The sequence below is a fragment of the Micromonospora musae genome, from assembly GCF_003626545.1.
In the GTDB taxonomy this organism is placed as follows: domain Bacteria; phylum Actinomycetota; class Actinomycetes; order Mycobacteriales; family Micromonosporaceae; genus Micromonospora; species Micromonospora musae.
The window spans coordinates 160354-186782 of sequence record NZ_RAZS01000006.1 but is presented as its reverse complement, the minus strand read 5'-3'; the positions used below and the strand labels follow the sequence as shown (position 1 = coordinate 186782).

Here is a 26429-nt window from a genome sequence, read left to right as displayed (position 1 = left end):
CGCGCCACGCCCCTGGCCCGCCGTCCCGCAGAGACCTCCGGATACGAAAGAACCCGGCCCCCCAACCGGGGAACCGGGTTCTTCTTCTCTCGTAGCGGGGACAGGATTTGAACCTGCGACCTCTGGGTTATGAGCCCAGCGAGCTACCGAGCTGCTCCACCCCGCGTCGGTGAAGACAACTCTACCCCATCCTCTGCAGGCCCGTTCGGTGGGCCCAAGATTCGCTCAGGCACCCCTTCGAGAAGGGCTGCCACCTGCGAAAACGGTTCAGCGGTCACACTCCAGGGCGGCCAGGTCGACCGCGTCCGCCATCGCCTGCATCCCCTTGTCGTTGGGGTGCAGGTGATCCCCGCCGTCGAAGAACGGCAGCATCCGCTGCGGGTCGTACGGACTGCGGGTGATCCGGTCGAAGTCGACGACCGCGTCGAACTCGCCGCCGCGCCGGATCCAGTCGTTGACCGCCTGGCGCACCGCCTCGCCGGCGTCGTCGTACTCGGACCAGCCCTTGAACGGCATGACCGTCGCACCGACGACGCACTTCCCCGCCGCGTGCACCCGTTCGACGATCTCCCGGTACCCGGCGATCAGGTCGTCGGCCGTGACACCGCTGTGGGCCTTGAGGTCGTTGATCCCCTCGAACAGGACAACCGTCTCCACCCCCGGGTGCGAGAGCACGTCCCGGTCCAACCGGCGCAGGGCTGCCTCACCGGCGCCGTCCGCGAGCACCTTGTTGCCCGAGATGCCCTCGTTGGCCACACCCTTCACCCCGCCGGTCTGCGCCGCCTGGAGCCGTCGGGAGAGATAGTCGGGCCAGCGACGGTTCTCGTCCTGGGTGGAGGCCCAGCCGTCGGTGATGGAGTCACCGAGGAGCGCCACCGCGCCGACCTCGACCGAGGTCTCCACGGTGACGGCGTCCAGCCAGTACCAGGAGCTGATCCGATCGGTCCAGCCGGTGGCCTCCTCCTGCGCCGCATGGTCGCCCGAGGCCGCGTACGACGTCTGCATCGCCATTCCGTGTCCGGTCGTCGGCCCCTGCGCACCCGTGACGTACAGGCTCACGACCAGGTCGACCTGGGCGGCCAACCGCCCGGGCAGTGGATCGCTGTAGACGGTCCCACCGGCCGGTACGACGACGGAGCCCTGCCCGCCGAACGTCAGCCGACGGTTGCTCCCCCGCACCAGCTCCGCACCCTGCCGCTGCAGCCCGAGGTAGGCGCTCGCGAAGGTCACCGGGTGCTCGCCGAAGGCGTTGGTCAGGCGGATGCGCGGCTTCGACCCGCCGACGCTGGTGCGTACGACCAGCCGGTAGCTGCGGTCCGCGGGCCCGGCGCCCTGCCGATCGGCGCTGGCCCCCCACGTGATCACGGAGTGTCGATCCGTCCGGGTCGTCGCCGGGCCGCCCGCCGCGACAGATGCCGCCGGCGGGTCGGCCGGGACCGACGGCCGGGCCTGCACCGCCGTCGCGGTCGTCAGGGGTACGCAGACCGCGGCGACCGCCGCGACGACGACCGACGAGCGGCGGCGGCGAGCGCCCCGTCCGACGTGGTTGTCCCGTGCCCTCACCGGAAGCTCCGCAGCGTGACCGACTCCCCCGGGCGGAGCGTGACCTGCCGCGACCGGCCACCGGCGACGACCGTCGTGGCGCGCCCGCCGACGCTGGTCAACGTCGCCCGGGTGACCGCGCCGTCCTTCCAGGCCACGTCGACGACGAAACCACCGCGTACGCCCACCCCGGAGACCGCACCGGAGGCGGCCCAGGCGGCGGGGAGCGCGGGCAGCAGTTCGACGTGGTCCGGTCGCGAGTAGACCAGCATCTCCACCACGGCGGCGGGGGTGCCGAGGTTCGCGTCGATCTGGAAGATGCCGCGGCCCGGGTTCGTCTCGTAGATGTCGAAGAGGTTCATGGCGGTGCCGTTGCTACCGTTCGTCGACGGCTTCAGGTTGTTGACCAGCAGCTGGTAGGCCTTCTCCGCGTCCTTCAGTCGTGCCCAGCAGAGGCTCCGCCACGCGTTGGCCCAGCCGTAGCTGTTCATGCCCCGCGCGGTGAGCAGGGCGGTCGCTCCGGCGACGATCTCCGGGGGCGTCGAGTCGTCGGGGCGGATCCGGTCGCCGGGAAAGAGGCCGATGAGCGGGGAGAGGTGCCGGTGGGTGGTCTCACCGAGGTTGTCCGGCGACATCCACTCCTGGAGCCAGCCCGTGGTCGGGCTGACCTCGGGCAGGTACAGGCGCCGGCGCAGGCCGTCGACGGTCTCGCCGTGGCCGGTGTCCCGGCCGAGCAGCCGGGTCGCCGTGCGGTAGTTCTCGAAGAGGTTCCACACCAGCTCCTGGGCGTAGGTGTTGCCCCTGGTGTCCTGCGGGCCGTGCTCGGGCGACCAGTCGCTGTCGGCGACCAGCACCTCGCGGGTGACACCCGCCGCGTCGGTGACGGTCATGGTGACGAGGCGGGTCTCCCAGAACTCCACGGCGCCCTTGAGCAGGGGGAAGATCTTCGCCAGGTAGGCGCGGTCCTGGACGTACTCGTAGTGCTCGAAGAGGTTCTGGCAGAGCCAGGCGTTCCCGGCCGGGTGCCACCACCATCCGCTGCCGCCGTAGGGGTTGGTGGAGAAGGCCACCGTCCAGCCGGCCACCCTGCCGCTGGAGTTGCGGAACCGGTTGGTCGGAGTGTTGAAGAGCCGCCGGGTGACGTCCGTCCAGGCGGGCAGCTGCGCGACGCAGTAGTCGGCGAGGGCGTCGAAGCAGTCGGAGAGGCCGGCGCGGTCGGCGAGCCAGTAGCTCATCTGGATGTTGACGTCGGTGTGGTAGTCCCCCATCCAGTCCGGGTCGTTGCCGTCCAGCCACGGCCCCTGCAGGCCCATCGGCAGGCTGCCTCGGGAACCGGAGATCGTCAGGTAGCGCCCGAACTGGACGTACGCGGCCTCCAGCTCCGGGTCTGGCACGTTGTCCCGCCAGCGCGCCGCCAGCCGGCCCCAGGTGTCGAGCTCGCGCTGCGCCGGCGACGACGTACCGAGGTCGAGGTCGAAGCGCTCGAAGAGCGGACGGAAGTCGGCGACGTGGGTGTGCAGCAGATCGCGGAGGGACTCCCGGGCCGCGGCCAGGACCTTCGCCCGGGCCAGGTGCTCGGGCTCGACCGACGGGTCGCGGAATCCGGTGCCGGCGTCCGGGGCGTAGTTGGTGCCGCCGCTGACGACGACCGTGAGGTCCCGGCAGCCGGTGAACGTGATCGAGTTGCCCTGGACCGCGACCGTGCCGCTGCTGCTGTGGGCGGTGACGGCGGCGCCGTACCTCAACCCGTTGGCGAAGGAGGCGCCGAACGACGCGCACCGACCGCCGGCGGTGGTGGCCTCGCCGTGGGTGCCGGCCAGCGAGACGGTGCCGGTGTAGGTGCCGCGCCCCTCCCGGCTGAAGTGGAGCACGATGGCGTCGTCCGGGCGGCTGGCGAAGATCTGCCGGCGGTAGCTGCCCCCGTCGATCTCGTACGTGGTGCCGACCAGGCCCTGGGCCAGGTCGAGCGTACGGCGGTAGTTGTCGACGACGCCCAGGTCGTGCTCGGGGATGTCGACGGTGAGCGTCCCCAGCAGCGTCAGCGAGCCGAAGTCGTCCCGCCCGTAGGGAAACTGCCCGTCGCTCTGGAGAGTGTCGTTGAGCCCCCCGGTCCAGAGGGTGGCGTCGCTGATCGTCAGGAGCTCGCGGGCGGGGTCGTTGCTGGCGAGGGCGCCGAGACGCCCGTTCCCGACCGGCAACCCCTGCTCGATCATGGAGTTGGCGGAGCCGGGCGCCGACCACCAGAGCTGGTTGCGTGCCGCGTCGCCCGGGGAGAGCAGCGGGGATTCGGTGGGGCGCCGGGGTGCCGCCGAGGCGGCGAACGCCGGTACGCCGCCGAGGGCGGTGGCCAGGCCGGAGGTGGCGGCGAGGGCCAGGAAGCCGCGGCGGCTCGGACGGAGGTCGCGCGATTCGGTGTTCCGGAAATCCATGTCGGTGCTCCAACTCCGGCGTTCGGCGGATGCGCGGGTCAGGACGGGGGCGGCGGGTGTGGCGGCCCGGCGGGAGGCGGGGCCCGGCCGTCGACGACCGGGCCCCGCGCGTCGTGTCAGGGGGTCCGCGGTACGTCGATCCGGTCGATGTCCGGCGCGTACCAGTCGGCGCTGTCGAAGGTGACCGTGTTGACGCCCGCCTTCAGAGCGAGCTGGACGCTGACGGTCGCGACCGTGCCCCAGTCGCCGGTGGCGGGGAACTTGAGGCTGGTGCCGTTGCCGTCGTTGGAGTAGACGGTCACCGACCGGGCGTCGCCGCTGACGTACGCCACGTTGATCGTGTAGATCCCCGCCTTCCGCACGGTGACGCCGTTGATCTGCACCTTGCCGCCGAGGTAGAGGTTGCCGACCTTCTGGCCGCCCGAGCAGGCGTCGCAACCGTTCACGGACGCGTTGCCGCTCAGGGTGTTCGTGCCGGCCTCGGCCTCGTAGCTGGTGGTGACCAGTTCGGTGCCGCCGGGGCGGACGGTGAAGAGCCGGGAGCCGTGCGCGGGCAGGGTCGCGGTGATCTTGTTCTGGTACGTGCCGAGGTTCTTCCGGTTCCACAGGTCGCGCACCGAGGCCTTGCCGGTGAACCCGAAGGAGGCCCAGTCGGCGGTGACGGCCGCCGGCGCTTCGGCGAGGTTGAACAGCGCGATCGTCCGGCTGCCGTCGGGGTTGTGCGTACCCCAGACCTGCTGGTCGCCGGCGGGCGTGACCGGACGGGCGGGCGGGCCACCGTTCTGGTCGACGGCGATGACCTCGCGGTTGGTCAGCAGCGAGAGCCCGTACTCGTCGAGGCGGGTGAGGTCGTCGCCGGTGTAGAGCGGGGACTTGGAGATGGCCCACAAGGTCGTGTACGTCTGCCGCTCGGCGTTGGTGAGGCCGTCCATCACGCCGTTGCCGACGTTGAGCGAGTCGAGGTCGTTCCAGCCGCCGGGGCCGGCCCAGCGGCTCCAGGCCGGTGCGTCGTCGAACCGGTCGTCGACCGAGTTCTCCCAGGTGACCAGGGTGTTGCAGTAGCACTCGACGTCGGTGTCGATTCGCCAGCCGTTGGAGTAGCGCTTCCAGTCGGCGGCGTGGTTGATGTCGAGCGACCAGGAGAGTTCGAGGTGGATCGGGCGGCCGGTCGCGGCGATGGCCCGCTGCCAGGCGGCCACGTCGGCGATGTTGTCGTAGTTGTCGCCGGACTTGAAGGAGCCCGGTCCCACACCGTCGAGCTTGAGGAAGTCGTACCCCCAGTCGGCGAACATCTGCGCCTGCGAGTCGATGTACCGCTGGGCGCAGGGGTTGTCGAAGTTCAGCTTGTAGGCGCTGTCCCAGCCGTTGGTGGTACGCAGGTCCGGGTAGACGATGTCGGCGGTGGTGCAGTCCGGCGCGTTCCAGAGCGGCGCCGCGCCCTCGACGTACGCCTCCTTCTCCAGGCCGACGGGCAGGTAGATACCGGCCTTCAGCCCCTTGGCGTGGATGTCGTCGGCGACCGCCTTCATCCCGCGCGGGAAGCGCGACGGTTCGGGGGTCTGCCGGGCGTACTCGTCGAACCTCGGTTTCCAGGCGAAGTCACGCCACCAGCCGGCGTCGATGTTCACGTACTCGTAGCCGTACGGCTTCAGCTTGCGCGCCAACGCGTCCGCCTGCTTCAGCACGTTCGACTCGGTCAGGTAGCTGTAGTCACCGTCCGGGTTCAGGCCCGGGTACTTCGAGGACTGCATGCTCCAGCTGGTCCACCCCATGTAGGGGCGGGCCGCGACGTCGCCGTCCGCGTCGACGTCGGCGTCGACGTCGGCCGAGGTGACCGCCGCGCCGCCCGGTACCGCTGCCACCGGCGAGGCGGGGGTGGCCTGCGCCGGGACGACTCCCGCGCCGAGTGTCCCGGCCAGCGCCGCGGCCACGACGGCCACGCCTGTGCGGTACCGGGAACCTCTGCTGGTTCTCATCATCAACCTCCTGGTGGCGGGTGGTGCCGGCGTCGACGGGGCCGGGGCCGGCCCCGAGGGGTCAGGGAAGGACGAGCGACTGGATGCTCACCGCGGCGGCCCCGCGGGCCCACTCCTCGAAGGGCAGCGGGCGGATCGTGACGGGGCAGCGGGCGGCCGCGCCGAAGGCCTGGCGTTCGAAGCTCGCCCGGATCGGAGCGTCGAACAGGTCGTAGGCGGCCAGCCCTTCACCAGAGACGACGATCCGGCTCGGACCCACGAGGTTCGCCACGGCCGCGATGCCGCAGCCGATCGCGTCGCCCGCTCGCGCGAAGACCGAGCGGAGCCCCTCGTGGCCGCCGCGCGCCAGGGCCACCGCCTCGTCGAGGGTGAGGTCCGGCTGGCCGGTTCGTTCCCGGGCCTGCGCCACGATGGCGTCCGTGCCGGCGATCGACTCCACGCAGCCGCGCCCCCCGCAGTGGCAGTCGGGGCCGGTCGCGTCGACGACGACGTGCCCGATCTCGCCGGCCACCCCGTACGAGCCGGAGACCAGTCGCCCGTTGACGACCAGGCCGCAGCCGATGCCGGTGCCGACGGTGACGAGGGCGAACGACTCGGCCCCCACCCCTTCGCCGAACCAGTGTTCGGCGGCGGTCAGCGCCTTGACGTCGTTCTCGACGGTGACGGCGAGGCCGGTCAGCCGGGCGGCCCGCTCGCCCAGCGGCACGTTCCGCCAGTGCAGGAACGGCGAGTAGCGGACCAGACCACTGGTGTGGTCCACGTCGCCGGAGAGGGAGAGCCCGAGCCGACGGAGGCGGGGGCGATGTTCGGGCAGCGTGTCGAGCAGTCCGTCGACGAGCAGACCGACCTCGGCGAGCACGGATTCGACGTCGGGACCGCTGAGCGGGCGGCGGGCGGTGGCCCGCACCTGGGCGCAGAGGTCGCAGATCACCCCGATCAGCTCGTCAGCGGTGATCTTCACACCGACGAAGAACTCGCGGTCGGCCCGGACGGCCAGTGGACTGGCCGGGCGCCCGGCGCCCGGGCCGCTGCGCTCCGTGGCGGCGAGTTCGTGCAGGTAGCCCAGTTCGATGAGCGGGCGGGCCGCCTTGGTCACCGCGGCGGAGGAGAGCCCGAGCCGGCGGGCGAGGCCGACCCTGCTCACCGGGCCCTCGGTCAACACCGTCGTGAACACCGCCGTCGCGGCCGGTGCCCCTACTGGCGAACCCGCGTCGCTGACCGGAGACATGCCCGCAAGCCTAGGTAAATATTTAACTTCTTCAAGTATTGAATTTGGCGATTGGCCGCCCTACAGTTCGCGGCGACGTGACCCCCGCAACGCCAGGTCGGACCGGTCCGCGGCAGTCCGGCCGCTGGCACGGTCGACGGCGCGACGGCCAGCCCCGCCCTCGCGCCGCACGGCAGCGCCGGTCCAAAACAATCGAGCCCGCCCCCGAGAACGGGGACGGGCTCGATCTGGTGTTTCTTCGTAGCGGGGACAGGATTTGAACCTGCGACCTCTGGGTTATGAGCCCAGCGAGCTACCGAGCTGCTCCACCCCGCGTCGGCTCGACAACGGTAGCGCACCGTCCCCCAGGTAGCAAAACGACATCGGGGCGGGTGCCGGGCCGGCACCCGCAGCGCCGGCCCGGCAGTGGATCAGTCCAGCCAGTTCGAGATGGCCCGTTCCGCACGACGGCTGTAGTCGTCGACCTGCGCCCGGTCGCTGGACGTGCCCTCCCAGCCCATCTCCCAGAGCACCGTCACCACGTCGCCGATCCGGATCACCCGGATCAACCGCAGGACCTCGCCCTCCGCCGGCTCACCCGCCTCCCAGGCCGGCTCGCGCACCTCGACGAGCACCGCCTCGTCACCGAGGTCGCCGCCGGGGAGCAGCCGGTGCCGGTCGAACCGTCCCGGTGTGGTCTCCTGCTCCGGGCACTCCCGCACCGCCCGGCGCAGGTCGGCCATCCAGTCGTCCGCCCGACCGGATCGGTGAATGGTGATGGAGTTGCGGTAGATGCCGTACGGCACCGTCGCCTCCGGCTGGTTCGGGGTCAGGTGATAGGTGAGCACCCGACTCCGGGTCTGCACCACCCGACCATCGAGGTCCGCCCCGCAGAAGTCCGGCAGAACGTCTTCCCCCTGCCGGAAAACAGGTGGTGCCGCCGTGGTCGACGCGGGCTGGGTGAAGAACGCCCGGTCCGGGATCGAGGTCGGCGTACGCGGGGCGCTGCTCGTCGAGGGCGTACCGCCGCTCGGTGCGGTCGCCGTCGCCGAGCCGACCGGTGACGGGTCGGCCCGTGACGGCGACGGGGTGACAGGTGACGGCGACGGACTGGGCGCGGTCACCGTCGGGGCCGGCGGACCGGCCGGCGGCCCCACCGGGCCCTCGTCGGCGGCGAGGACCAGCCGGGTGCCGGTGGCTGTGCCGGCGACCAGCAGCGCCACCGCCAGCACTCCCCCCGCCGCCCGTACCCGCGCCCGTCGGTCGGCCCGCCGGCGCAGCTCGCCCGGCCCGCCGAGCGGGCGGCCGTCGGCGTCCGCGGCGAGCGATCGGTAGAAGTCAGACAGATCACGCGACATCGTTGGCCTCCAGTTCCTCGGCGGCGCCGTCGGGCAGCAGCGCGGCCAGCCGCGCCCGCCCCCGGGACAACCAGGACTTCACGGTGCCGACAGGCACCTGCGTCTCCCGGGCGATCTCCTCCACCGACATGTCGACGAGGTAGTGCAGAGCGAGCGCCTGCCGTTGGGCGGCCGGCAGTTGCCGCAGCGCGTCGAGCAGCAGCACGCCGTCCTCACCGGGTGGCGGCACCACGGCCGGCGGCGGGCCGCTGCGGATGAGCGCCGCCCGCCAGCCGTTGAGCCGACGCCAGCGGTCCGTGGCCAGCCGCGCGACGACCAGGCGCAGCCACGCCTCCGGCGCCGGGTGCGTCGACATCCGCCCCCACTGCCGCCAGGCCCGGGCGTACGCCTCCTGCACCAGGTCCTGTGCCTCGACGTAGTCACCGGCGACCGCGTACCCGTACCGGAGCATCCGCCGTGACGTGCTCCGGTAGAAATCGTCGAAACTGCCTGCGTCCCTCATCTCGCCACCACGCTCCCCACGGTCATCGCCCGTATGCAGACAGGACGGACGGGCGGTGCGGGTGGTTGCAGTCGGTGACGAGTCGGAGAGACGACACAGCCCCCGGACACCGGGACCGGAGTCGGTCCACGGGCCGGGGGCTGAACTGTCGTTCCGCCGCGGTCAGCCGCCCGAGGGGGCGCCGCTGCTCGGCGGCGGGCTGCTACCGCCCGGTGTCGGCGTTCCGCTCGGCGTCGGGCTGGCCGGCGTGCCGGCGGTCGGCGTGGCCTGCGACTGGGCCGCCTCGAAGGCCTTCATCGCGTCGTCCAGCGTCTTGAGCGCCCGGCCGTACCGCTCGAAGTCGCCCGAGGCCTGAGCCGCGCGCACCTCGACGATCGCCGTCTGCACCCGGTCCGCCGCGGCGGCGAGCTCACCGGTGAGCGGCGGCGTGTCCGGCCCGGTGGGCGGCGGCGCGGGCGGGTTGTCCCCGGTGGGCGGTGGCGGCGGCGCGTTCTCCGCAGCCCGTTTGCCCTGTTCGACGAGCTGTTTGATGCCGTCGGCGAGGTTGTTCGCCAGCGCCACGAACGAACTGCCGTCGCCGTAGGAGACGAGCACCCGCTGCAACTGCGGGAACGCGTCCTGGTTGTTGCTCTTCACGTACACCGGCTCGACGTACAGCATGCCGTTGCCGAACGGGAGCGAGAGCAGGTTGCCGTACAACACCTGGGCCTGGCCCGAGGCGGCGAGCAGGTTGAGCTGCTGCCGGATGTCTCCGTTGTTGGTCATCTGCTGGTGCACCTGCACCGGCCCGGAGATCCGGGTCTGGTCCGGTAGCTCCAGCACCTCCAACTGCGGCTCACCGTCGACGTACGACCCGGAGATCATCGCGGCGAGGTTCTGCCGCCCGTTCGGGGTGACCGCCGAGGTGAGCTGGAACCGTGGCCCCTCCTGCCCCGGGAACTGGGTGAAGAGGTAGTACGGGGGCTGCGTCTGGCCGCTGTCCGGGGCGTCCGGCACGTTCGGCACCTGCCAGAAGTCCTGCGCGGAGTAGAAGTCGCCCGGGTTGGTGACGTGGAACTTGGTGAGCAGGTTGCGCTGCACTTTGAACAGGTCCGCCGGGTAGCGGAAGTGCTCGGCCAGCTCGACCGGGATGTCCTTCTTCGGCAGCACCAGGTCGCCGCCGAACGCCTTGTTCCAGGCCTTGAGCACCGGGTCGTTCTCGTCGAACTCGTAGAGCCGGACGGTGCCGTCGTACGCGTCGACCGTCGCCTTCACCGAGTTGCGGATGTAGTTGACGTTCTCCCGGGCCAGCTGGAAGGTCCCCCGGCCGGTCAACTCGTCGGTCGTCTCCTCGCGCAGGTTGACCCGCTGCGCGTACGGGTAGCTCGCCGACGTGGTGTAGCCGTCGACGATCCACTGGACCCGGCCGTCCACGACCGCCGGGTAGGGGTCGCCGTCGAGCGTCAGGAACGGGGCGACCTTCTCCACCCGGTCCCGCGGGTTGCGTACGTAGAGCAGCTTCGAGTCGTCGTTGACGGCCCCGGAGAGCAGGAAGTTCGACTCCTGCTCCTTGATCGCGTAGAGCAGCCGCCGGGTGAACGAACCGATCTCCACACCGCCGGTGCCGGTGTAGGTGTAGAACTCGCCGCCGCCCTCACCGACCGGCCGGTCGAACTCGGCCTTCTTGTTCGGGTCGGTCTGGCCGACGATCGCGTAGTCGTCCTCGCCCATCCGCTCGCCGTAGTAGATCCGCGGCTGGTCGGCCGGGATCTGCTCGGTCTGCGAGGCGCACCCCTGCCCGGCCTTGTCGCCGAGGAAGCCGGAGACGAAGAACGGCTGCCCGCTGCACACCTGGTTGGCCGGCGCGGCCACCAGCCCGTACCCGTGGGTGTACACGGTGTGCCGGTTGATCCAGGTGTTCTGCTGGTCGGTCAGCTCGCCGTAGTTGATCTCGCGGACGCCGACCACGTAGTCGGAGGTCTTCCCGTTCACCCCGTACCGGTCGATGTCCAGCTTCGGGCCGAAGTCGTAGAACCCGCGCACCTGCTGGAGCTGCGTGTACGTCTCGCTGACCAGCTGCGGGTCGAGCAGCCGGATGTTCGGCACCACCGAGGTGTCGGTGGCCAGACTGGCCGGCGGGGTGAGGTTGTTCGCCGCGTACGCGGTGGTCTTGGTGTCGCCGAGGTCGAACGCCGTCCGGGTGGCCTGGATGCTGCGCTCGATGTACGGCGCCTCCTTCTCCTTGGCGCTCGGCTTCACCTCGAACGTCTGCACGGCCCACGGGTAGATGCCGCCGATGGCGACCGCGGAGACGCCGAGCAGGGCGAGCGAGATGCCCGGCCAGACCAGGTTCCGCATCCAGGCGTTGGAGAAGATGATGATCGCGATGGCCACCACGATCGAGATGTACGCGAGGATCTCCTTCGCCGGCAGCAGCGCGTTGACGTCGGCGTAGCCGGCGCCGTAGAGCTTGGCGCCCTCGTTGTACTCCAGCAGCATCGCCCGCCGGTCCAGCACGTACGCGACCGCCTTCAGCGCGACGAAGACCGCGACCAGCGTGCTCAGGTGGGCCCGGGCGGCGGTGGTCATCCGGTCGCCGACGCCCTGCAAGCGGACCCCGCCGAAGACGTAGTGCATGGCGAGCGAACCGATCACGGCCAGCACCACCGCGGTGAAGCCGATGCCGAGCAGGTAGCGCCAGAACGGCAGCTGGAAGACGTAGAACCCGACGTCGACGCCGAACTCCGGGTCCTTGACGCCGAAGTCACCACCGTTGCGGAAGAGGAGCCACTGGTTCCACCGGCCCTGCCCGGAGAGCCCGGCGAAGAGACCGACGACCGCGGAGATGATCGCGATCCAGGTGCCGAGGCGCGGCGTGAGCGCCATCCGGTAGCGCTCCAGGGTCGCCTGCTCCATGGAGTGCGGGCGCAGCCGTGGACGCAGCCGGTAGGCCAGCCAGAGGTTGCCGCCGATGACCAGCGCCATGGCGAGCCCGATCACCAGGAAGAGCAGCAGCCGGGTGACGAGCACACCGGTGAAGATCTCGGTGTAGTTGACCTCGTCGAACCACAACCAGTCGGTCCAGGCGCGCACGCCCCAACCGAGCAGGGTGAAGAGCGCGAACACCCCGACCAGGACGGCGATCGTGACCCGTCCCCGCCGACTCATCCTCGGCAGAGGGCTGCCGCTTCGCATGACCACTGTTGGCTCCGCACGCTCGATTGATCGGCTCCGACCAGGCACCCAGAGTACGGGGTGTTCCTGAATGCGGCGTCCCATGGTCGCGTTCGGCCGGTCACGGGGCGTCGGCGAAGCCCACCCGACCGGCTCCGCGGATCCGGCGGAGGCGGTCGGGCGGTGGCGCACCGCCGGGCTCGGCGGCTCAGCAGCGGGTCGGCTGCCCCCCGGCGCGCAGCTTCTCGAGGGCGGTGAGCGCCTCGTCCAGTGATCCGACCCGGATCAGCGGCAGGTCGGGCTGCGGATTGCGGACGGCCTCGGCACAGTTGTCGGCCGGCACCAGGAAGACCTTCGCCCCGGCGTGCTTCGCGCCCACCAGCTTCTGGGCGATCCCGCCGATCGGGCCGACCTTCCCCTCGTCGTCGATGGTGCCGGTGCCCGCCACCACCATGCCGCCGGTCAGGTCGGCCGGGGTCAGCTTGTCCACGATGCCGAGGGCGAACATCAGGCCGGCGCTCGGCCCGCCGATGTCCTCCAGGTCGATGTTGAGAGTGAACGGGTGCGGCTGCTTCTGCTCGACCTCGACCCCGATCCGCGGGTTGCCGTCCTGCTCACGGCTGGTGATCCGCGCGGTGGCCGGAGCTCCGTCCCGGGTGTAACCGATGGTCAGCGCGCTGCCCGCGCGCTTGGCGCGGATGAGCTCGGTGAGCCGGGCGGCGACCGGCACCGGCTGGCCGTCGACCGAGGTCAGGACGTCGCCGGGGGCCAGCATCCCGACCGACGGGCCGCCGGCGGTCACCGCCTTCACCACCACCTGCACCGGGAAGCCCAGCTCCCGCAGCGCGGCGGTCTCGGCGCTGGTCTGCGACGCCGCGAAGTCCTCGGCGTTGCGCTTCTCGACCTGCTGCTGCGACTCCCCGGGCGGGTAGATCAACTCGCGGGGCACCACCGCCTCGTCCTTCGAGAACCAGCCGGCGATGGCCGACCGGAGCTTGACCGAGGGTTGGACGCCGACCGTGGTCAGCCGCAGCTGCCCGGCCGAGGTGGAGGTCGCCCGTCCGGAGACCTGGATGACGTCCTTTCCGTTCTCCGCACCCAGCGTGTTGACGGTCGGGCCGGGACCGAGCACCACGTACGGGATCGGCGCCCCGAGCACCCCGATGCTGAGCAGGGCCGTGAACAGGGCACCGAGCAGGACGGTCAGGCCGCGACGTCTCATGCGGCAGAGCGTACCGACCGCCACGGATCGGCCGACCGCAGCGCGGAGGACTTCGCCCTAAGCGCAACGCCAGCGGCGCTACCTGGGGCGCAGCGCGCGTACCGTAGACCTCGTGCCTGATATTCCGTTCGGTTTCGCGCTACCGGGTGGGCAACCACCAGACCCCAACGACCCCGCGCAGATGCAGCAGTTCATGGCGCAGCTGCAGCAGCTCTTCTCCGCGCCGGGCAGCGGGCCGGTCAACTGGGACCTCGCCCGGCAGGTGGCCGCCAGCCAGCTCGCCGCCGCCGGCGACCCGGCGGTCTCGCCGTACGAGCGAAACGCCGTGGAGGAGGCGCTGCGCCTGGCCGACCTCTGGCTCGAGCCCGCCTCGGCCCTGCCGTCCGGCATCCAGACCTCGCTGGCCTGGAACCGCAACGAGTGGATCTACAAGACGCTGGACGTGTGGCGGAAGCTCTGCGACCCGGTGGCCAGCCGGATGGTCGGCGCGATGGGTGACCTGGTGCCGCCGGAGGCCCGCGCCCAGCTCGGCCCGATGCAGTCGATGGTCGCCACCCTCGGCGGGGCCCTGTTCGGGGGCCAGCTGGGTCAGGCGCTCGGCTCGCTCGCCGCCGAGGTGCTCTCGGCCGGCGACATCGGGCTGCCGCTCGGCCCGGCCGGCACGGCCGCGCTCATCCCCGCCAACATCAAGGCGTACGGCGAGGGTCTGGAGCTGCCGGAGGACGAGGTACGCCTCTACGTGGCCCTGCGCGAGGCCGCCCACCAGCGGCTCTTCCAGCACGTCCCGTGGCTGCGCGGGCACGTGCTCAACGCCGTCGAGACGTACGCCGCGGGCATCCGGGTGAACCGGGAGGCGATCGAGGAGGCGATGGGTCGGGTCGACCCGACCGACCCGGAGTCGATGCAGGCGATCGCCCTGGAGGGGATCTTCACCCCGGAGGACAGCCCGGCGCAGAAGGCGTCGCTGGCCCGCCTGGAGACCGCGTTGGCGCTGGTCGAGGGGTGGGTCTGCCACGTGGTGGACAGCGCCGCCGGTGGCCGGTTGCCGAACGTCGTACGCCTCGCCGAGGCGTTCCGCCGTCGCCGTGCGGCCGGTGGGCCCGCCGAGCAGACCTTCGCCGCCCTGGTCGGCCTGGAGCTGCGTCCGCGCCGGCTGCGGGAGGCGGCCGCGCTCTGGGCGGCGCTCACCGAGCACCGCGGCATCGCCGGGCGGGACGCCCTCTGGGGCCACCCCGACCTGCTCCCCTCCGAGGACGACTTCGCCGATCCGGTGGCGTTCGCGATGGCCGAGTTCGACGTCATCGGCGAGCTGGAGAACTTCGACTTCACCGCTCCCGGCGGGCCGCACGAGGAGACGCCCGGCGAGTCGGAGCGGCGCGGCGACGAGGGCGACGACGACAAGCGTTCCTGACCTCACCCGTTGGGCCGAGTTCCACCGACCCGGGTTCCGGTGCCGACCAGCGGTCGGCACCGGCCGCGATCGTGCCCCGCATCCTTGCCCGGGTCGGGTCAGCCGGCGGTGCCCGAGAGCAGGGCGCGGGTGGCCTCCCAGCCCTCCAGAGCCGGGTCGAGCGTGGCCAGGTCGGCCGGGCCGCGGAGCCGGCGCCACGCCGGCGTCACCGAGAGGTCGCCGGGGCGTGGGGCGGCGGCGCGGATCTCCGTCGGCCTCGTCCGGTCCAGGTCCAACGACGGAAGCCACGACGGTACGGGCAGCCGCACGGCGACGCCGAGCAGCCCCGGGCCGGCGCCCTCGGCCGGCGCCACCGCGGCGGGGCGACTGGTCAGTGGGCGGAGCAGCTTGCCGATGGTGAGCGCGGGCAGGTCCGGGGCGTCGGCCACGAGCACGGCGGCCTGGTCGTACCCGGAGAGCGCCTTGAACACGGCGTTCGGCGTCGGCTCGGGCACCTCGTGGACGGCCATGTCCGGCCAGGTGACCGCGTCGGCGAGCCACCGGTCGTCGGGGGTGACCGCCACCGCGGTGTCGACCTCGGTCAACGTGGCGAGCAGGTCGACGGTGTCCTCGGCGAGGGCGGTACGCCAGCGGGCCGGATCGACCCCCGGGGGCGTCCAGGGCACCGGCCCGAGCAATGCGACGACGACCCGAACCATCCCCCGACCCTAGACCCGCTCCCGCCGGTGCGGGCGGCCCGGGGTCACTCGGTCAGGGCGGGGACGGCGACGGCCGCGGCGATGCCCTCCAGGTAGCCCCGGGCCCGCTCCGACTTGGGGTAGCGGGCGACCAGGGCCCAGAAGGCGGCGTTGTGGCTCGGCACGATCAGGTGCGCCAGTTCGTGCAGCAGCACATAGTCGATCACCCAGTCCGGCATCTCCTGCACCCGGTGCGAGATGCGGATCGTCCGGTCGGCGGGGGTGCAGGAGCCCCAGCGGCCGTTCTGGTTGGTGACCCACCGAACGCTGGCCGGGACGGCCTGCGCACCGTGGTCGGAGAGGTAGGCGTCGAGCAGCCGGGTGGCCCGGGCAGCCAGCTCGGCGTCGGAGCGGGCCAGTCGCCCCTCGCGGGCGGCGAGCCGGGCGAGCATGCGGTCGACCCATTCGCTCTCCTCGGCCCGGGAGAACTGGTCGGGAATCAGCACGACGACCCGCTCACCGTCGCGGTAGGCGGACACCGTACGTCGTCGGCGCTGGCTGCGCCGTACCTCGACGACCGGCTTGCGCGCCCCTGCCATCAGAGACCCGCGCAGCCTCGATTTGCTGCCACGAGGGAAAGCTACTGCCTAGTGACCAGGGGTACGCAAGGGTCAACCCTCCGACACGCGCCCGGAAGATGGTGATTGGTCGCCAGGAGTCCTGAAAAATTTCTTGCCGGGGTGTCGAAGGACACCCGGTCACCCACCGTGGCGGCCCGAGATACCCACCAGCTGGGTAGGGGCGCGCCCCTGCCCACGGTAAGTGATCAACCGGTGCACCCGGCGCGCGGGGGCGCTTCGAAGGGCTGTCTGTGCGGGTTCGGTCGGCGTGTCCCCGCCAAACTGACTTATCCGACCTAATTCGCCGTGCACACTCTCGTGGTCGGCTTCCTCACAGTGTCGACGCGCAGCTGACATGGAACCGCCCAGACCTGGGTAGGGTCCGCGGACCAGCGGCCACGCGGGTGGCCGTGGGAGTTAGACCCAGCGCCGGCGCCGCTCACGGCCCGCCGCCGGGAAACCCGCCGGAACCGGTACCGGCCGGCGGACGAGACGAGGAGGGCACCGTGGCCGACCAGGCCCAGACCTACAACGGTTACTGCGTCAAGTGCAAGGAGAAGCGGGACTTCGAGGGACACATCGAGGTCTCGAAGACCGGGATGAACATGGCCAAGGGCAAGTGTCCGGTGTGCGGCACAACAGTGAACCGCATCCTGGGCAAGGCGAAGGTCTGACCCGATCAGCGACGGGCGAGGGGTGGCTCTCCAACGGGTCACCCCCGCCCGCGCTTGCCGGCCGGGCTGACCCGCCGGCAGCGTGTCGGGTGGCCGACACCGCACCCGGAGGCCTGTGGATAACTCCGGAAGTCCTGTGGACAGCCCTGGACAGGGCACCCCACACCTGTGGACAACGATCGACGTAACGCACGGACGCGGTGACGATTCGTTGCCATGACCCGTGCCGTACTCCCCCGCCCCACGCTGCTTCCCGGCCTCACCCGGCTCTGGCGTGACCGGCACACGCTTCAGCTCGGCGTCGGGCCGGAGCACGCCGTCCTGCTCGAGATCGCCGACCCGCGCGCCGCCCGCCTGCTGGATCTGCTCGACGGCACCCGCAGCGAACGTGGCGTGCTGACGCACCCGCTCGCCACCGAGCTCGGCGCCGAGCCGGCGCGTACGCTCCTCGACACCCTGCGCGCCGCCGGTCTGCTCGTACCGGGACACACCCTGCTGCCGCGTGACCTGGCCGGACCGACGCGGGCCCGGCTCGGCGCGGAGGCCGGCGCGCTCGCTCTCGCCGCCGCCCGGCTGCCGGCCACGCCCGCCCAGCTGCTCCGGCGCCGGCTGAGCGCCCGGGTGCTGGTGACCGGTGCCGGTCGACTCGGTGCCGCGGTGGCCGTGGCGCTCGCCCAGGCCGGCGTCGGGCAGGTCAGCGCGGAACTCGCGGGTCCGGTGCGCCCGGCCGACCTGGCGGGCACCGGCATCCCCGCGGCGGAGCTCGGACGTCCGCTCGCCGCCGCCGTGCGGGAGGCGATCGCCCGCACCGCCCCCGGCGCCGCCGGCCCGACGGGTCGACGCGGCCCGGTCGACCTGGTGGTGCAGCTCGGCACGGACCGTCCGGCCGCTCTCATCGCGGCCGGGTACGCCCAGCGCCGCCAGCCGCACCTGCTCGTCACGCTCCGGGAGGGGGTGCCGGTGATCGGGCCGCTGGTGCGGCCCCCGGTCGGACCCTGCCTGAACTGCGTCGACCTGCACCGCACCGACCGGGATCCGGACTGGCCCCGGCTCGCCGCCCAACTCGCCGGCGAGGAGCCCCTTCCCGCGGGCGCGACCGCGACCCTGCTCGCCGCGGCCGGGTTCGCCACCGCGGAGGCGCTGGCCCAGCTCGACGGCGGTACGCCCGAGACGCTGGGTGGCGCGGTCGAGGTCGCCGGTCCGGGCAGGCTCCGGCGCCGCGACTGGCCGCCCCACCCCTCCTGCCGGTGCTCGCGAAGAGGCCGTTGACCACCCCGCCGCCTGCCCCCGACGACCCGTCTTCGACCTGTCGTCCGGAACGAACGACGGGTGACAGGGCGCTCAGCAGCCGCGCGCCCGTCGAGTCGGTAACAATGACCGGGTGACCGACATCCCACGCCGGGCTGTGTCCCGGACCGCCAAGCTCGCCGCACTGCCGCTCGGCTTCGCCGGCCGGACCGTCCTCGGCATGGGAAAGCGCGTCACCGGTCTCGCCTCCGATGTGATCTCCGCGGAGATCCAGCAGCGCACCGCCGAGCAGCTCTTCAGCGTCCTGGGCCAGCTCAAGGGCGGGGCGATGAAGTTCGGGCAGGCGCTCTCCGTCTTCGAGGCGGCACTGCCGGAGGAGATCGCCGCCCCCTACCGGCAGGCGCTGACCAAGCTCCAGGAGGCGGCGCCGCCGCTCCCCGTCGCCAGCGTGCACAAGGTGCTGACCGAGCAGCTCGGCCCGGACTGGCGGGACCGCTTCGTCGAGTTCAACGACACCCCGGCCGCGGCGGCCAGCATCGGGCAGGTGCACCGCGCGATCTGGCGGGATCCGGGGTACGGCCCGTCGGGCGAGCCGAAGCAGCGTGACGTGGCCGTCAAGATCCAGTATCCGGGCGCCGGGGACGCACTGCTCGCGGACCTCAAGCAGCTCTCCCGACTCGGCGGGATGTTCCGGGCGATCCAGCCCGGCCTCGACGTCAAGCCGCTCCTGGTGGAGCTGCGGGAGCGGATCACCGAGGAGCTCGACTACGAGCTCGAGGCCGAGTCGCAGCGCGCCTTCGCGGCCGCGTACGCCGACGATCCGGACATCTACATCCCCGCCGTGGTCTCGGCCGCGCCGCGGGTGCTCATCACCGAGTGGGTCGAGGGCACGCCGCTCTCCGTGATCATTCGGGAGGGCACCGAGGAGCAGCGGGACGAGGCGGGCCGGCTGATGGCCGAGCTGCACCTCTCCGCGCCGATGCGGGCCGGGCTGCTGCACGCCGACCCGCACCCGGGTAACTTCCGGCTCCTGCCCGACGGCCGCCTCGGCGTGATCGACTTCGGCGCGGTGGCCCGGATGCCGGACGGCACCCCGGAGCCGATCGGCCGTCTCGCCGGCCTGGCGCTGCGGGGCGAGGCGGACGCCGTCGTGGCGGGGCTGCGGGCGGAGGGCTTCGTCAGCGAGGCCGAGGAGATCGACGCGCAGGCGGTGCTGGAATATCTGCGGCCCATGCTGGAGCCGGTGGCCGCCGACGAGTTCCGGTTCAGCCGGGCCTGGCTGCGGGGCGAGGCCGCCCGGTTGGCCAGCCCACGCTCCCCCGCCTACCAGCTGGGGCGTCAGCTCAACCTGCCCCCGTCGTACCTGCTCATCCACCGGGTGACCCTCGGCTCGATCGGGGTGCTCTGCCAGTTGGAGGCCAAGGCGCCGTACCGGCGCATCCTCGAACGCTGGCTGCCCGGCTTCGCGCCGGTCGGCTGAGCCGCCGCTCCTCGCCGCGACCGCCGGGACACGAGCCGCCGCTCCCCGGGAAGCGCGGGCCCGCCCCGTCGAGCAGGACGGCCCCGCGTCGTTCGGGGGCTCAGCGCCACCTCGCCCGGCTACGCCGCGGGGGCGGGCGGCCGGAGTTCCGGCCGCCCGCCCCCGCGGATCGGTGGTGTCAGCGAATGCCCAGGTCGCGTGCCGACTGTCGGCGGCTGTTCATGGCGACGGTGAGGGCGGAACGGGTTGCCTCAGTGCTCGTGGTGTTGCCGGCCTGAGGCCGGCGCATTCGGGCCCTGGACAACGCTTCGTGAAGTAGTTGCATCTCAACTCCGTTGGGTACGTGCAGCATGTCGTTTCCAGTCGTCGCCGGAGCTGTACCGGCGTGGTTGGTTCGGATCGGGTTCATGTCAGGCCGCCAGCCGGACCGCGTTACGCCCCTGGGACAGCCCACTGGCCGCCAGGCGCGCCTCGGCCTCGACCCGGAGCGCGGCGTCACGGGCGACGTCCTCCTTGCGCGGACGGCCACGGGGCCGCTTGCGCGGGACGACCGCGCCACGCTCGAAGATCTCGCCACCCCAGACGCCCCAGGGCTCGGCACGCTCGACCGCGCCGGCGAGGCACTCGACGCGCAGCGGGCAGTCCCCGCAGAGCGACTTGGCAAGCTCGAGCTCGGCGGGCGCGTCGGAGAACCACAGGTCGGGGTCGAACTTCCGGCAGGGCAGGTTCGCCTCCAACTCGACGTCCAGGTCGAGCGGAGCCAGTGCCAGACTCATCGCCCGGTCACCTCTCTCTCATTTCGATCTCGTGGATCGCTACTTCCGACTACGTGGGCGGAGCAAAAAACTGAGGCCGCGGATCCCGGTTTACGGGTTCCGCGGCCTCGAGGTGAGCCGGTCGGTCTGTTGATCAGACCGGTCTACCTCGAGGTGGAACGCCGCGGACATCGGTGCGCTTCGCGACACCATCGATGCCCATGCCCGTGAAGCCACTGGTCCCCCGGAGTCCGTTCGGCGCAGCGGCGAGGATCAGCTCGGCCTGAGCCTCGACCTGGTGCACCTGTGGGACCGACGGTCGCTTGACCACGGAAGCCACCCGGACAGCCGACAGCGGAGCGCAGGCAGCCGGCATCGCCGCCAGACGCTCATAGGTGAAGATCTTCACGGGTGCCACCTCCCTCACGTTCCTCGAATCGACTGGGACAACCCCCGTGAGCAGCCCGAACTGCGCCGCTCGCGAGGTGTGCACTGAGGCTATTCCTCGCCCGAGGGGGAGGGCAAACGAATTTACGGCTCGATTTCGAAAGTTTTCTCGGGGCAGACGTCGTCGACCGCCGCGCCGCCCACCAGCGCCAGTACCGATTCGCCGTAGAGGCCCAGTTTGCGTGGGCCGATGCCGGCGATGGCGATCAGATCCTCGGGGCGACCCGGCCGCCGCTCGGCCAGCGCCGTCAGGGTGGCGTCGGTGAAGACCACGTAGGCCGGGACCCGCTGGTCACCGGCGACCCGCCGCCGCCACTCGCACAGCCGCTCGTGCAGCTCCTCGTCGATGTCGGACGGGCAGGTCGCGCACCGTCCCAGCTTCCGCTCCGGACCGGCGAGCAGCGTCGCGCCACAGATCCGGCAGGAGACGATCTGCGTCCGCCGCCGCTCCGGCCGGGGCGTCGTGCTCGTGCCGCGGGCCCGCTCGCCACCGCCGCCGGAGCGGTCGAGCTGGGGCAGGAAACGCGACGGCCGCCGGGCCCGCCCACCCGGCGAGCGGGCCACCGCGTACGACAGCCAGAGCCACTCCCGCGCGCGGGTGACCCCCACGTAGAGCAGCCGGCGCTCCTCCTCGACCTGCTCGGCCGTCTTCGCGTACGTGGTGGGCAGGGTGCCCTCGGAGAGCCCGACGAGGAAGACCGCGTCCCACTCCAACCCCTTCGCCGAGTGCAGCGAGGCCAGGGTCACCCCGTCGAGGGTGGGCACGTGCTGCTGGCTCGCCCGGCGGTGCAGCTCGTCGGTGAACTCGGCCAGCGTCACCGCCCGCTCGACGGTCGCCGCCTCGCCGATCGGCAGGACGGTGGGGGTCGCCGCGTACTCCTCGGCGAGCTGGACCAGCGCGGCGAGCGCCTCCCAGCGTTCCCGGGCGGCGCCACCGGCCGGCGGCGTCTCCGGCGACCAGCCCACGGCCGCGAGCGCCTCGACCACGGCCGCCGGGAGCGGGGTCTCCCCCGGGATGGAGCGGGTGGCGGCGCGCAGGGCGACCATCGCCTGCCGCACCTCGGCCCGCTCGAAGAACCGCTCCGCCCCCTGCACCACGTACGGCACCTCGGCCTCGGTGAGCGCCTTCTCGTACGCCTCGGACTGCGCGTTGGTGCGGAACAGCACGGCGATCTCCCGGGCGGGGGTGCCGGCGTCGATGAGCGCCCGGGCCCGCGCCGCCACCGCGTTCGCCTCGGCCGGCTCGTCGGTGAAGATCCGCAGCTCCGGTTCGGGGCCGGGCGGACGCTGCCCGCTCAGCTCCAGCCGGAGCCGGGCCTCGGCCCCCCGGGCCTGGGAGATCACGGCGTTGGCCAGCCCGACGACCTGCGGCGTGGACCGGTAGTCCCGGACCAGCCGGACGACCACCGCGTCCCGGTGGCGGCGCGGGAAGTCGACCAGGTACGACGAGGTGGCCCCGGTGAAGGAGTAGATGGTCTGGCTCGCGTCCCCCACCACGGTCAGGTCGTTGCGCCCGCCGAGCCAGGCCTCCAGCAGCCGCTGCTGGAGCGGGTTGACGTCCTGGTACTCGTCGACCACGAAGTGCCGGTACTGCGCGCGCACCTGCTCGGCGACGTCGGCGTGCTCCTCGATCCCCCAGACCGCCGCGCGCAGCATGTCCTCGAAGTCGATCACGCCGTTGCCACGCTTGATCTTCTCGTAGGCGGCGAACACCTCGGCGACCTTCGCCGGCTCGTGCGGGGTGTCCCGCAGCGCCTTCGCCGCCGCCACCATGTACTCGCCGGGCTCGACGAGTGACGACTTGGCCCACTCGATCTCGCCGGCCAGGTCCCGGGCGGCGGCCCGGTCGGTACGCAGACCCACCCGGGCCGCAGCGAGCGTGACGAGCCGGACCTTGCTGTCCAGCAGCTCCGGCATGGCCCGCCCGTCGAGCAGCCGGGGCGCGAAGTAGCGCACCTGGCGCAACGCGGCCGCATGGAAGGTGCGCGCCTGGACACCGCTCACCCCGAGCTGGGTGAGCCGGCTCCGCATCTCGGCGGCGGCGCGGGCGGTGAAGGTGACGGCGAGCACGTGCCGGCCGGAGATCTCACCGGTGAGTGCCCGGTGGGCGATCCGCGAGGTGACCGCCCGGGTCTTTCCGGTGCCCGCGCCGGCCAGGATGCAGACCGGCCCGGCCGGCGCGGTCACCGCGCCGCGCTGCTCGGGATCCAGCCCGGCGAGCACCCGTTCCGCGTCAGAGTGAACCGCCACAGCAAGGAATTCTCGCAGCAACCCCGGATGTTGCAGTGGATAGCCTCGGCTTGATCGGCAAGCCGACGGCGGAGCAGCGGGAGGAATTGACCATGCTGACGATGTACTCCACCTCGTGGTGCGGTTACTGCCACCGACTGAAGTCCCAGCTGGACCGGGAGGGCATCGGGTACGAGGTGGTCGACATCGAGCGGGACCCCCAGGCCGCGGAGTTCGTGATGAGCGTCAACGGCGGCAACCAGACCGTTCCGACGCTTCGCTTCGCCGACGGCAGCGCGCTCACCAACCCGTCGATCAACCAGGTCAAGCAGCACCTCGCGACCATCGTGACCGCCTGATCATCCAGTAGTCCCCCGAGAGGCGGCCGCCCGGACGGGCGGCCGCCTCTCCCCGTCCCCACCCCAACCCCAACCCACCCCGGCCCCGGCTCGGCCCGGTGATCATGGAGTTATCGGCCACGGCGTCGGCGTGTCGCGCCGATAACTTCATGATCACCGTTCGGGGAGCCGGGGGCGGTCGGGGAGGAGCCGGGGGCGGACGGGCGGCGCGGGGACGGGATCCGCGCTGTTCGGTGGGGAGGCTCGGTCGGCGGGGTGAGGTGCCGGGAGCGCCAGAGGTAGCCGCCGGCCAGCAGGGTGACCAGACCGGTCAGCAGGAAGAGCAGCCGGTAGTCGACGGCGCCGACGAGCAGCGCGCCGACGCCGATCGAGAGAGCCTGCGGCCCGCTGACCACCGCCTCGGAGGCGGCCGTGACCCGGCCGAGCAGCGGCGGTGGGGTACGGCGTTGGATGAGCGTGTTCAGCCCCACCATGGTCAGCGGGATCGAGACCCCGGCCAGCAGCACCGCCGCCACCCCGAGCCGGAGATCGGGGTAGGCCAGCGCCAGCGCGGCCGGCCCGAAGAAGGCCACCCCGGTCGCGAGGGTGCCCACCTCGCCGAGCCGGCGTACCGCGCCGGGTGAGCAGAGCCCACCGACCAGCCCGCCGACGCCCTGCACGGTGACCAGCACCCCGACGAACGCGGCGTCCCGGCGGAGCCCCTGGTCGACGTACGCGAAGATCAGCGACTCGGTGAAGCCCATCACGAGCGAGCCGAGCGCGTAGCCGAAGAGCGCCCGACGCAACGCGGGTTCGCCGGCCAGGTGCCGCAGGCCGGCACTCACCTCGGCCGGCCAGCGCGGTCCCGGTCGCGCGGGCGGCTCCTCCCGGGTCCGCAGCATGCCCACCACGGCGGCTGCCGTCACGAACCCGAGAACGCCGACTCCGGCCAGCGCCGGGCCGCCGATCGCGGCGTAGAGGCCGGCGCCGGCGAGCGGTCCGATCAGTCGCAACCCCTGTCGTACGGTCTGCAGCACGCCGTTCGCCTCGGCCAGCAGCTCGATCGGGACCAGTTGCCGGATCAGCCCGCTGAGCGCGGCGCTGAGCGCGAGGTACGAGAGTCCGTACAGGGCGGCCACCGCGTACACGATCCACACGTCGTCGCGCTCCCGTACGCAGAAGAGTGGGGTCAGCAGCACCGCGGTCACCAGGTTCGCCACCACGAAGAACTGTCGTCGCGGGTACCGGTCGACGAACCACCCGACCAGTGGCGCCAACGTCATCGGCGCGATGACCGCGAAGATCGTGGCACCGGCCATGCCGTCCGAGCCGGTGAGGTCCTTGACCCAGATGGCGAGCGCGAGCAGCAGGATGGACTCCGCGCTCATGCTCGCCAGCAGCCCGCAGAAGAGCAGGCGGAACTCGGGTCGGCGCAGGACGTGGCGCATTGTTCCTCCGGGGCGACGGTGGCGCGCCGCACTGGGCGCGCTCTCGGGGCGGCGTGGGCGGTCCGGACGCCGTGGTGGGGCGGCCACACGTTCCACGGTCCTCTTTTCTGCAAGACACGCCCTCGCCGGTACGTCCGACACCGGCCGCGCCGTCCATACTGACCGTGGGGGGCGAACTTCATACAGTTACCGTCGCGTCTGCGGCGGTCGATGGGAAAGAGGACACTCTTGCCTCCTGCCTCACCCAGCCCGATCCTGCGCCGCCGCAGGCTCGGCACAGAGCTGCGCCGACTGCGCGAGACGGCGGGTCTCACCGGAGACCAGGTCATCGAGCGGATCGGTTGGGCATCAGCGTCCAAACTGTCCCGCCTGGAGAACGGACGCAGCCGGCCGGACCCGGAGGACGTCCGGACCCTGCTCGACCTCTACCGCGCCGACGAGTCGCTCCGTGCCGAGCTGCTCGGCATCACGCTTGAGGCCGGCGACATGCGCGGCTGGTTGAAGAACTTCCCGGTCATGACCCAGCAGCAGCGGAGCTTCGCCGAGCTGGAGGCGGGCTGCGTCGGCATCTCCGAGTACAACCCGGTGCTCGTCCCCGGCCTGTTGCAGACCGCCGGCTACGCGGGTGTGCGGATCGTCTCGGCCCAGCAGGTCGCCGACCAGGCCGGCGATCCGGAGCCGACGGAGGAGACCGAGACCGAGGTGCAGGCCCGCCTCGCCCGGCAGTCACTGCTCACCCGGGAGTACGACCCACCCCGCTACACGGCGGTCATCGAGGAGGCGGCGCTCGGCCACCGGGCCGGCCCGCCGGAGGTGCTGTACGAGCAGCTGGTCCAGCTGTGCGAGCTGGCGCTGCTGCCGAACGTGACCCTGCACGTGCTGCTCCGCGAGACCCGGGTCGGCGACTGGTACCTCCCGCCGACCGCGTTCTCCCTCTATCGGTTCGCCGATCCGCTCGATCCGGAGACGGTCGCCATCGAAGGTGGCTTCACCGACGTCATGTCGACCGACGCAAAAACACTGAATCGCTATAAAGTGGTGTTCGAGTGGCTATGCACGGCGGCACTTCCCGCCTCGGACACCCTCGCTTGGCTGATCGAGGCGACGGGACGGCTGACCGGGGCAGACTCCCCGTCCACAGTGGCGTACGGGCCGGCAACGGCGCCGGTCCAACGCCGCCGGCAGCCGGGGCGACTGACGGACCGGTGATCCACGGGGGACCGCCCGTCGGCGCGTGCGCCACTCGTCCCATCGGAGCGGTTCGAATGGAGCAGAACCATGAACGAGATCCGCAACAACCCGTCCGTCCCCGCCCGACTGCTGGCGGACGCCCCGTGGCGCAAGAGCACCCGCAGCCAGACCTCCAACTGCGTGGAAGTCGCCCCGGTCGGCGGTCCCGCCGCCATCGCGCTGCGGGACAGCAAGGATCCGCAGGGCCCCGTGCTGTTGTTCAACCGCGCCGGTTGGCTCGGCTTCATCGCGGGAGCGAAAGAAGGCCAGTTCGATCTGAACTGAGCTGGTTGACGGGACAGGGCCGCCGGCACGGATGCCGGCGGCCCTGTCGCATTCCCGACCCGACCCGATCCACCGCTGACCAGGCATCCCCTGATCGGACGACGCGCCGAATCAATCGTCGAGTTTCACTTGCTGGGACGAACACGGCGCGTAACATGACGAGTGAGTGACGTGGAACTTCCACACCGGCTCACCAGT

At 71.9% G+C, this 26429-nt stretch carries 21 protein-coding genes and 2 tRNA genes; 7 read left to right on the top strand and 16 right to left on the bottom strand.

Features of this window, described 5'->3' with window-relative positions; all coding sequences use genetic code 11:
• Positions 1 to 92: 92 nt before the first annotated feature.
• From D7147_RS18280 to D7147_RS18235, 10 genes are all read right to left on the bottom strand, one after another.
• Positions 93 to 166: transfer RNA gene (locus D7147_RS18280), tRNA-Met, on the bottom strand.
• A gap of 101 nt (positions 167 to 267) precedes the next feature.
• Complete coding sequence (locus tag D7147_RS18275) at positions 268 to 1563, bottom strand: SGNH/GDSL hydrolase family protein (protein ID WP_120679239.1); 1296 nt, start codon at positions 1561 to 1563, stop codon at positions 268 to 270.
• Entirely contained in the window at positions 1560 to 3971 is a 2412-nt protein-coding gene (locus D7147_RS18270; protein ID WP_120679237.1) for a glycosyl hydrolase family 95 catalytic domain-containing protein, read from the bottom strand. The genes D7147_RS18275 and D7147_RS18270 overlap by 4 nt, the downstream gene beginning before the upstream one ends.
• 116 nt (positions 3972 to 4087) lie before the next feature.
• On the bottom strand, positions 4088 to 5947 hold the full coding sequence (locus tag D7147_RS18265; protein WP_120679846.1) for an alpha-galactosidase D: 1860 nt from the start codon (positions 5945 to 5947) through the stop codon (positions 4088 to 4090).
• Positions 5948 to 6008: 61 nt separating this feature from the next.
• Complete coding sequence (locus D7147_RS18260) at positions 6009 to 7175, bottom strand: ROK family protein (protein WP_120679235.1); 1167 nt, start codon at positions 7173 to 7175, stop codon at positions 6009 to 6011.
• Positions 7176 to 7416: 241 nt separating this feature from the next.
• Positions 7417 to 7490 (bottom strand) — tRNA-Met (locus D7147_RS18255).
• A 95-nt stretch (positions 7491 to 7585) separates the two neighbouring features.
• On the bottom strand, positions 7586 to 8512 hold the full coding sequence (locus D7147_RS18250) for a hypothetical protein (RefSeq protein WP_120679233.1): 927 nt from the start codon (positions 8510 to 8512) through the stop codon (positions 7586 to 7588).
• Positions 8502 to 9014 carry a SigE family RNA polymerase sigma factor gene (locus D7147_RS18245; RefSeq protein WP_120679231.1) on the bottom strand — a complete coding sequence of 171 codons (513 nt, stop codon included), beginning with the start codon at positions 9012 to 9014 and terminating at the stop codon, positions 8502 to 8504. The genes D7147_RS18250 and D7147_RS18245 overlap by 11 nt, the downstream gene beginning before the upstream one ends.
• 162 nt (positions 9015 to 9176) lie before the next feature.
• The gene (locus D7147_RS18240; RefSeq protein ID WP_120679229.1) at positions 9177 to 12188 is read right to left on the bottom strand and encodes a UPF0182 family membrane protein; all 3012 of its coding nucleotides are present in this window, start codon (positions 12186 to 12188) and stop codon (positions 9177 to 9179) included.
• 187 nt (positions 12189 to 12375) lie between these two features.
• Positions 12376 to 13389, bottom strand: a complete 1014-nt coding sequence (locus tag D7147_RS18235; RefSeq protein WP_120679227.1) for a YlbL family protein — start codon at positions 13387 to 13389, stop codon at positions 12376 to 12378.
• Between the two features lie 112 nt (positions 13390 to 13501).
• On the opposite strand from D7147_RS18235, the gene D7147_RS18230 reads away from it, so the two are divergent.
• Positions 13502 to 14800 (top strand): zinc-dependent metalloprotease, encoded by a 1299-nt coding sequence (locus D7147_RS18230; protein WP_199716579.1) that lies wholly within the window; start codon positions 13502 to 13504, stop codon positions 14798 to 14800.
• 98 nt (positions 14801 to 14898) lie between these two features.
• Here the strand turns inward: D7147_RS18230 and D7147_RS18225 are convergent, their stop codons facing one another.
• Together D7147_RS18225 and D7147_RS18220 are read right to left on the bottom strand one after the other, a co-directional pair.
• Complete coding sequence (locus D7147_RS18225) at positions 14899 to 15498, bottom strand: glycosyltransferase family protein (protein ID WP_120679223.1); 600 nt, start codon at positions 15496 to 15498, stop codon at positions 14899 to 14901.
• Positions 15499 to 15542: 44 nt separating this feature from the next.
• Positions 15543 to 16076 carry a M48 metallopeptidase family protein gene (locus D7147_RS18220; protein WP_120679222.1) on the bottom strand — a complete coding sequence of 178 codons (534 nt, stop codon included), beginning with the start codon at positions 16074 to 16076 and terminating at the stop codon, positions 15543 to 15545.
• A 527-nt stretch (positions 16077 to 16603) separates the two neighbouring features.
• On the opposite strand from D7147_RS18220, the gene D7147_RS33110 reads away from it, so the two are divergent.
• The 3 genes from D7147_RS33110 to D7147_RS18210 all read left to right on the top strand — a co-directional run bounded on the left by D7147_RS33110 (position 16604) and on the right by D7147_RS18210 (position 19499).
• Complete coding sequence (locus D7147_RS33110) at positions 16604 to 16771, top strand: DUF5679 domain-containing protein (RefSeq protein WP_007072829.1); 168 nt, start codon at positions 16604 to 16606, stop codon at positions 16769 to 16771.
• A 216-nt stretch (positions 16772 to 16987) separates the two neighbouring features.
• Positions 16988 to 18040, top strand: a complete 1053-nt coding sequence (locus D7147_RS18215; RefSeq protein WP_120679220.1) for a TOMM precursor leader peptide-binding protein — start codon at positions 16988 to 16990, stop codon at positions 18038 to 18040.
• Between the two features lie 112 nt (positions 18041 to 18152).
• On the top strand, positions 18153 to 19499 hold the full coding sequence (locus D7147_RS18210; RefSeq protein ID WP_120679218.1) for an ABC1 kinase family protein: 1347 nt from the start codon (positions 18153 to 18155) through the stop codon (positions 19497 to 19499).
• A gap of 410 nt (positions 19500 to 19909) precedes the next feature.
• Here the strand turns inward: D7147_RS18210 and D7147_RS18205 are convergent, their stop codons facing one another.
• The 3 genes from D7147_RS18205 to D7147_RS18195 form a co-directional block, all read right to left on the bottom strand.
• Positions 19910 to 20275: a WhiB family transcriptional regulator gene (locus tag D7147_RS18205; RefSeq protein WP_120679216.1), complete on the bottom strand. Its 366-nt coding sequence runs from the start codon at positions 20273 to 20275 to the stop codon at positions 19910 to 19912.
• A gap of 133 nt (positions 20276 to 20408) precedes the next feature.
• Entirely contained in the window at positions 20409 to 20663 is a 255-nt protein-coding gene (locus D7147_RS18200) for a hypothetical protein (protein WP_120679844.1), read from the bottom strand.
• Positions 20664 to 20785: 122 nt separating this feature from the next.
• Entirely contained in the window at positions 20786 to 22951 is a 2166-nt protein-coding gene (locus D7147_RS18195) for an ATP-dependent DNA helicase UvrD2 (RefSeq protein ID WP_120679214.1), read from the bottom strand.
• Between the two features lie 92 nt (positions 22952 to 23043).
• Here D7147_RS18195 and D7147_RS18190 point away from each other — a divergent pair, with 92 nt between their 5' ends.
• The gene (locus tag D7147_RS18190; RefSeq protein WP_120679842.1) at positions 23044 to 23289 is read left to right on the top strand and encodes a mycoredoxin; all 246 of its coding nucleotides are present in this window, start codon (positions 23044 to 23046) and stop codon (positions 23287 to 23289) included.
• 110 nt (positions 23290 to 23399) lie between these two features.
• On the opposite strand, the gene D7147_RS18185 is transcribed toward D7147_RS18190, so the two are convergent.
• Entirely contained in the window at positions 23400 to 24803 is a 1404-nt protein-coding gene (locus tag D7147_RS18185; protein ID WP_120679212.1) for an MFS transporter, read from the bottom strand.
• A 141-nt stretch (positions 24804 to 24944) separates the two neighbouring features.
• Between D7147_RS18185 and D7147_RS18180 the strand changes: the two genes are divergently transcribed.
• Complete coding sequence (locus D7147_RS18180; protein ID WP_120679211.1) at positions 24945 to 25925, top strand: helix-turn-helix domain-containing protein; 981 nt, start codon at positions 24945 to 24947, stop codon at positions 25923 to 25925.
• A gap of 69 nt (positions 25926 to 25994) precedes the next feature.
• Positions 25995 to 26231: a DUF397 domain-containing protein gene (locus tag D7147_RS18175; RefSeq protein WP_120679209.1), complete on the top strand. Its 237-nt coding sequence runs from the start codon at positions 25995 to 25997 to the stop codon at positions 26229 to 26231.
• Positions 26232 to 26429: the final 198 nt, after the last annotated feature.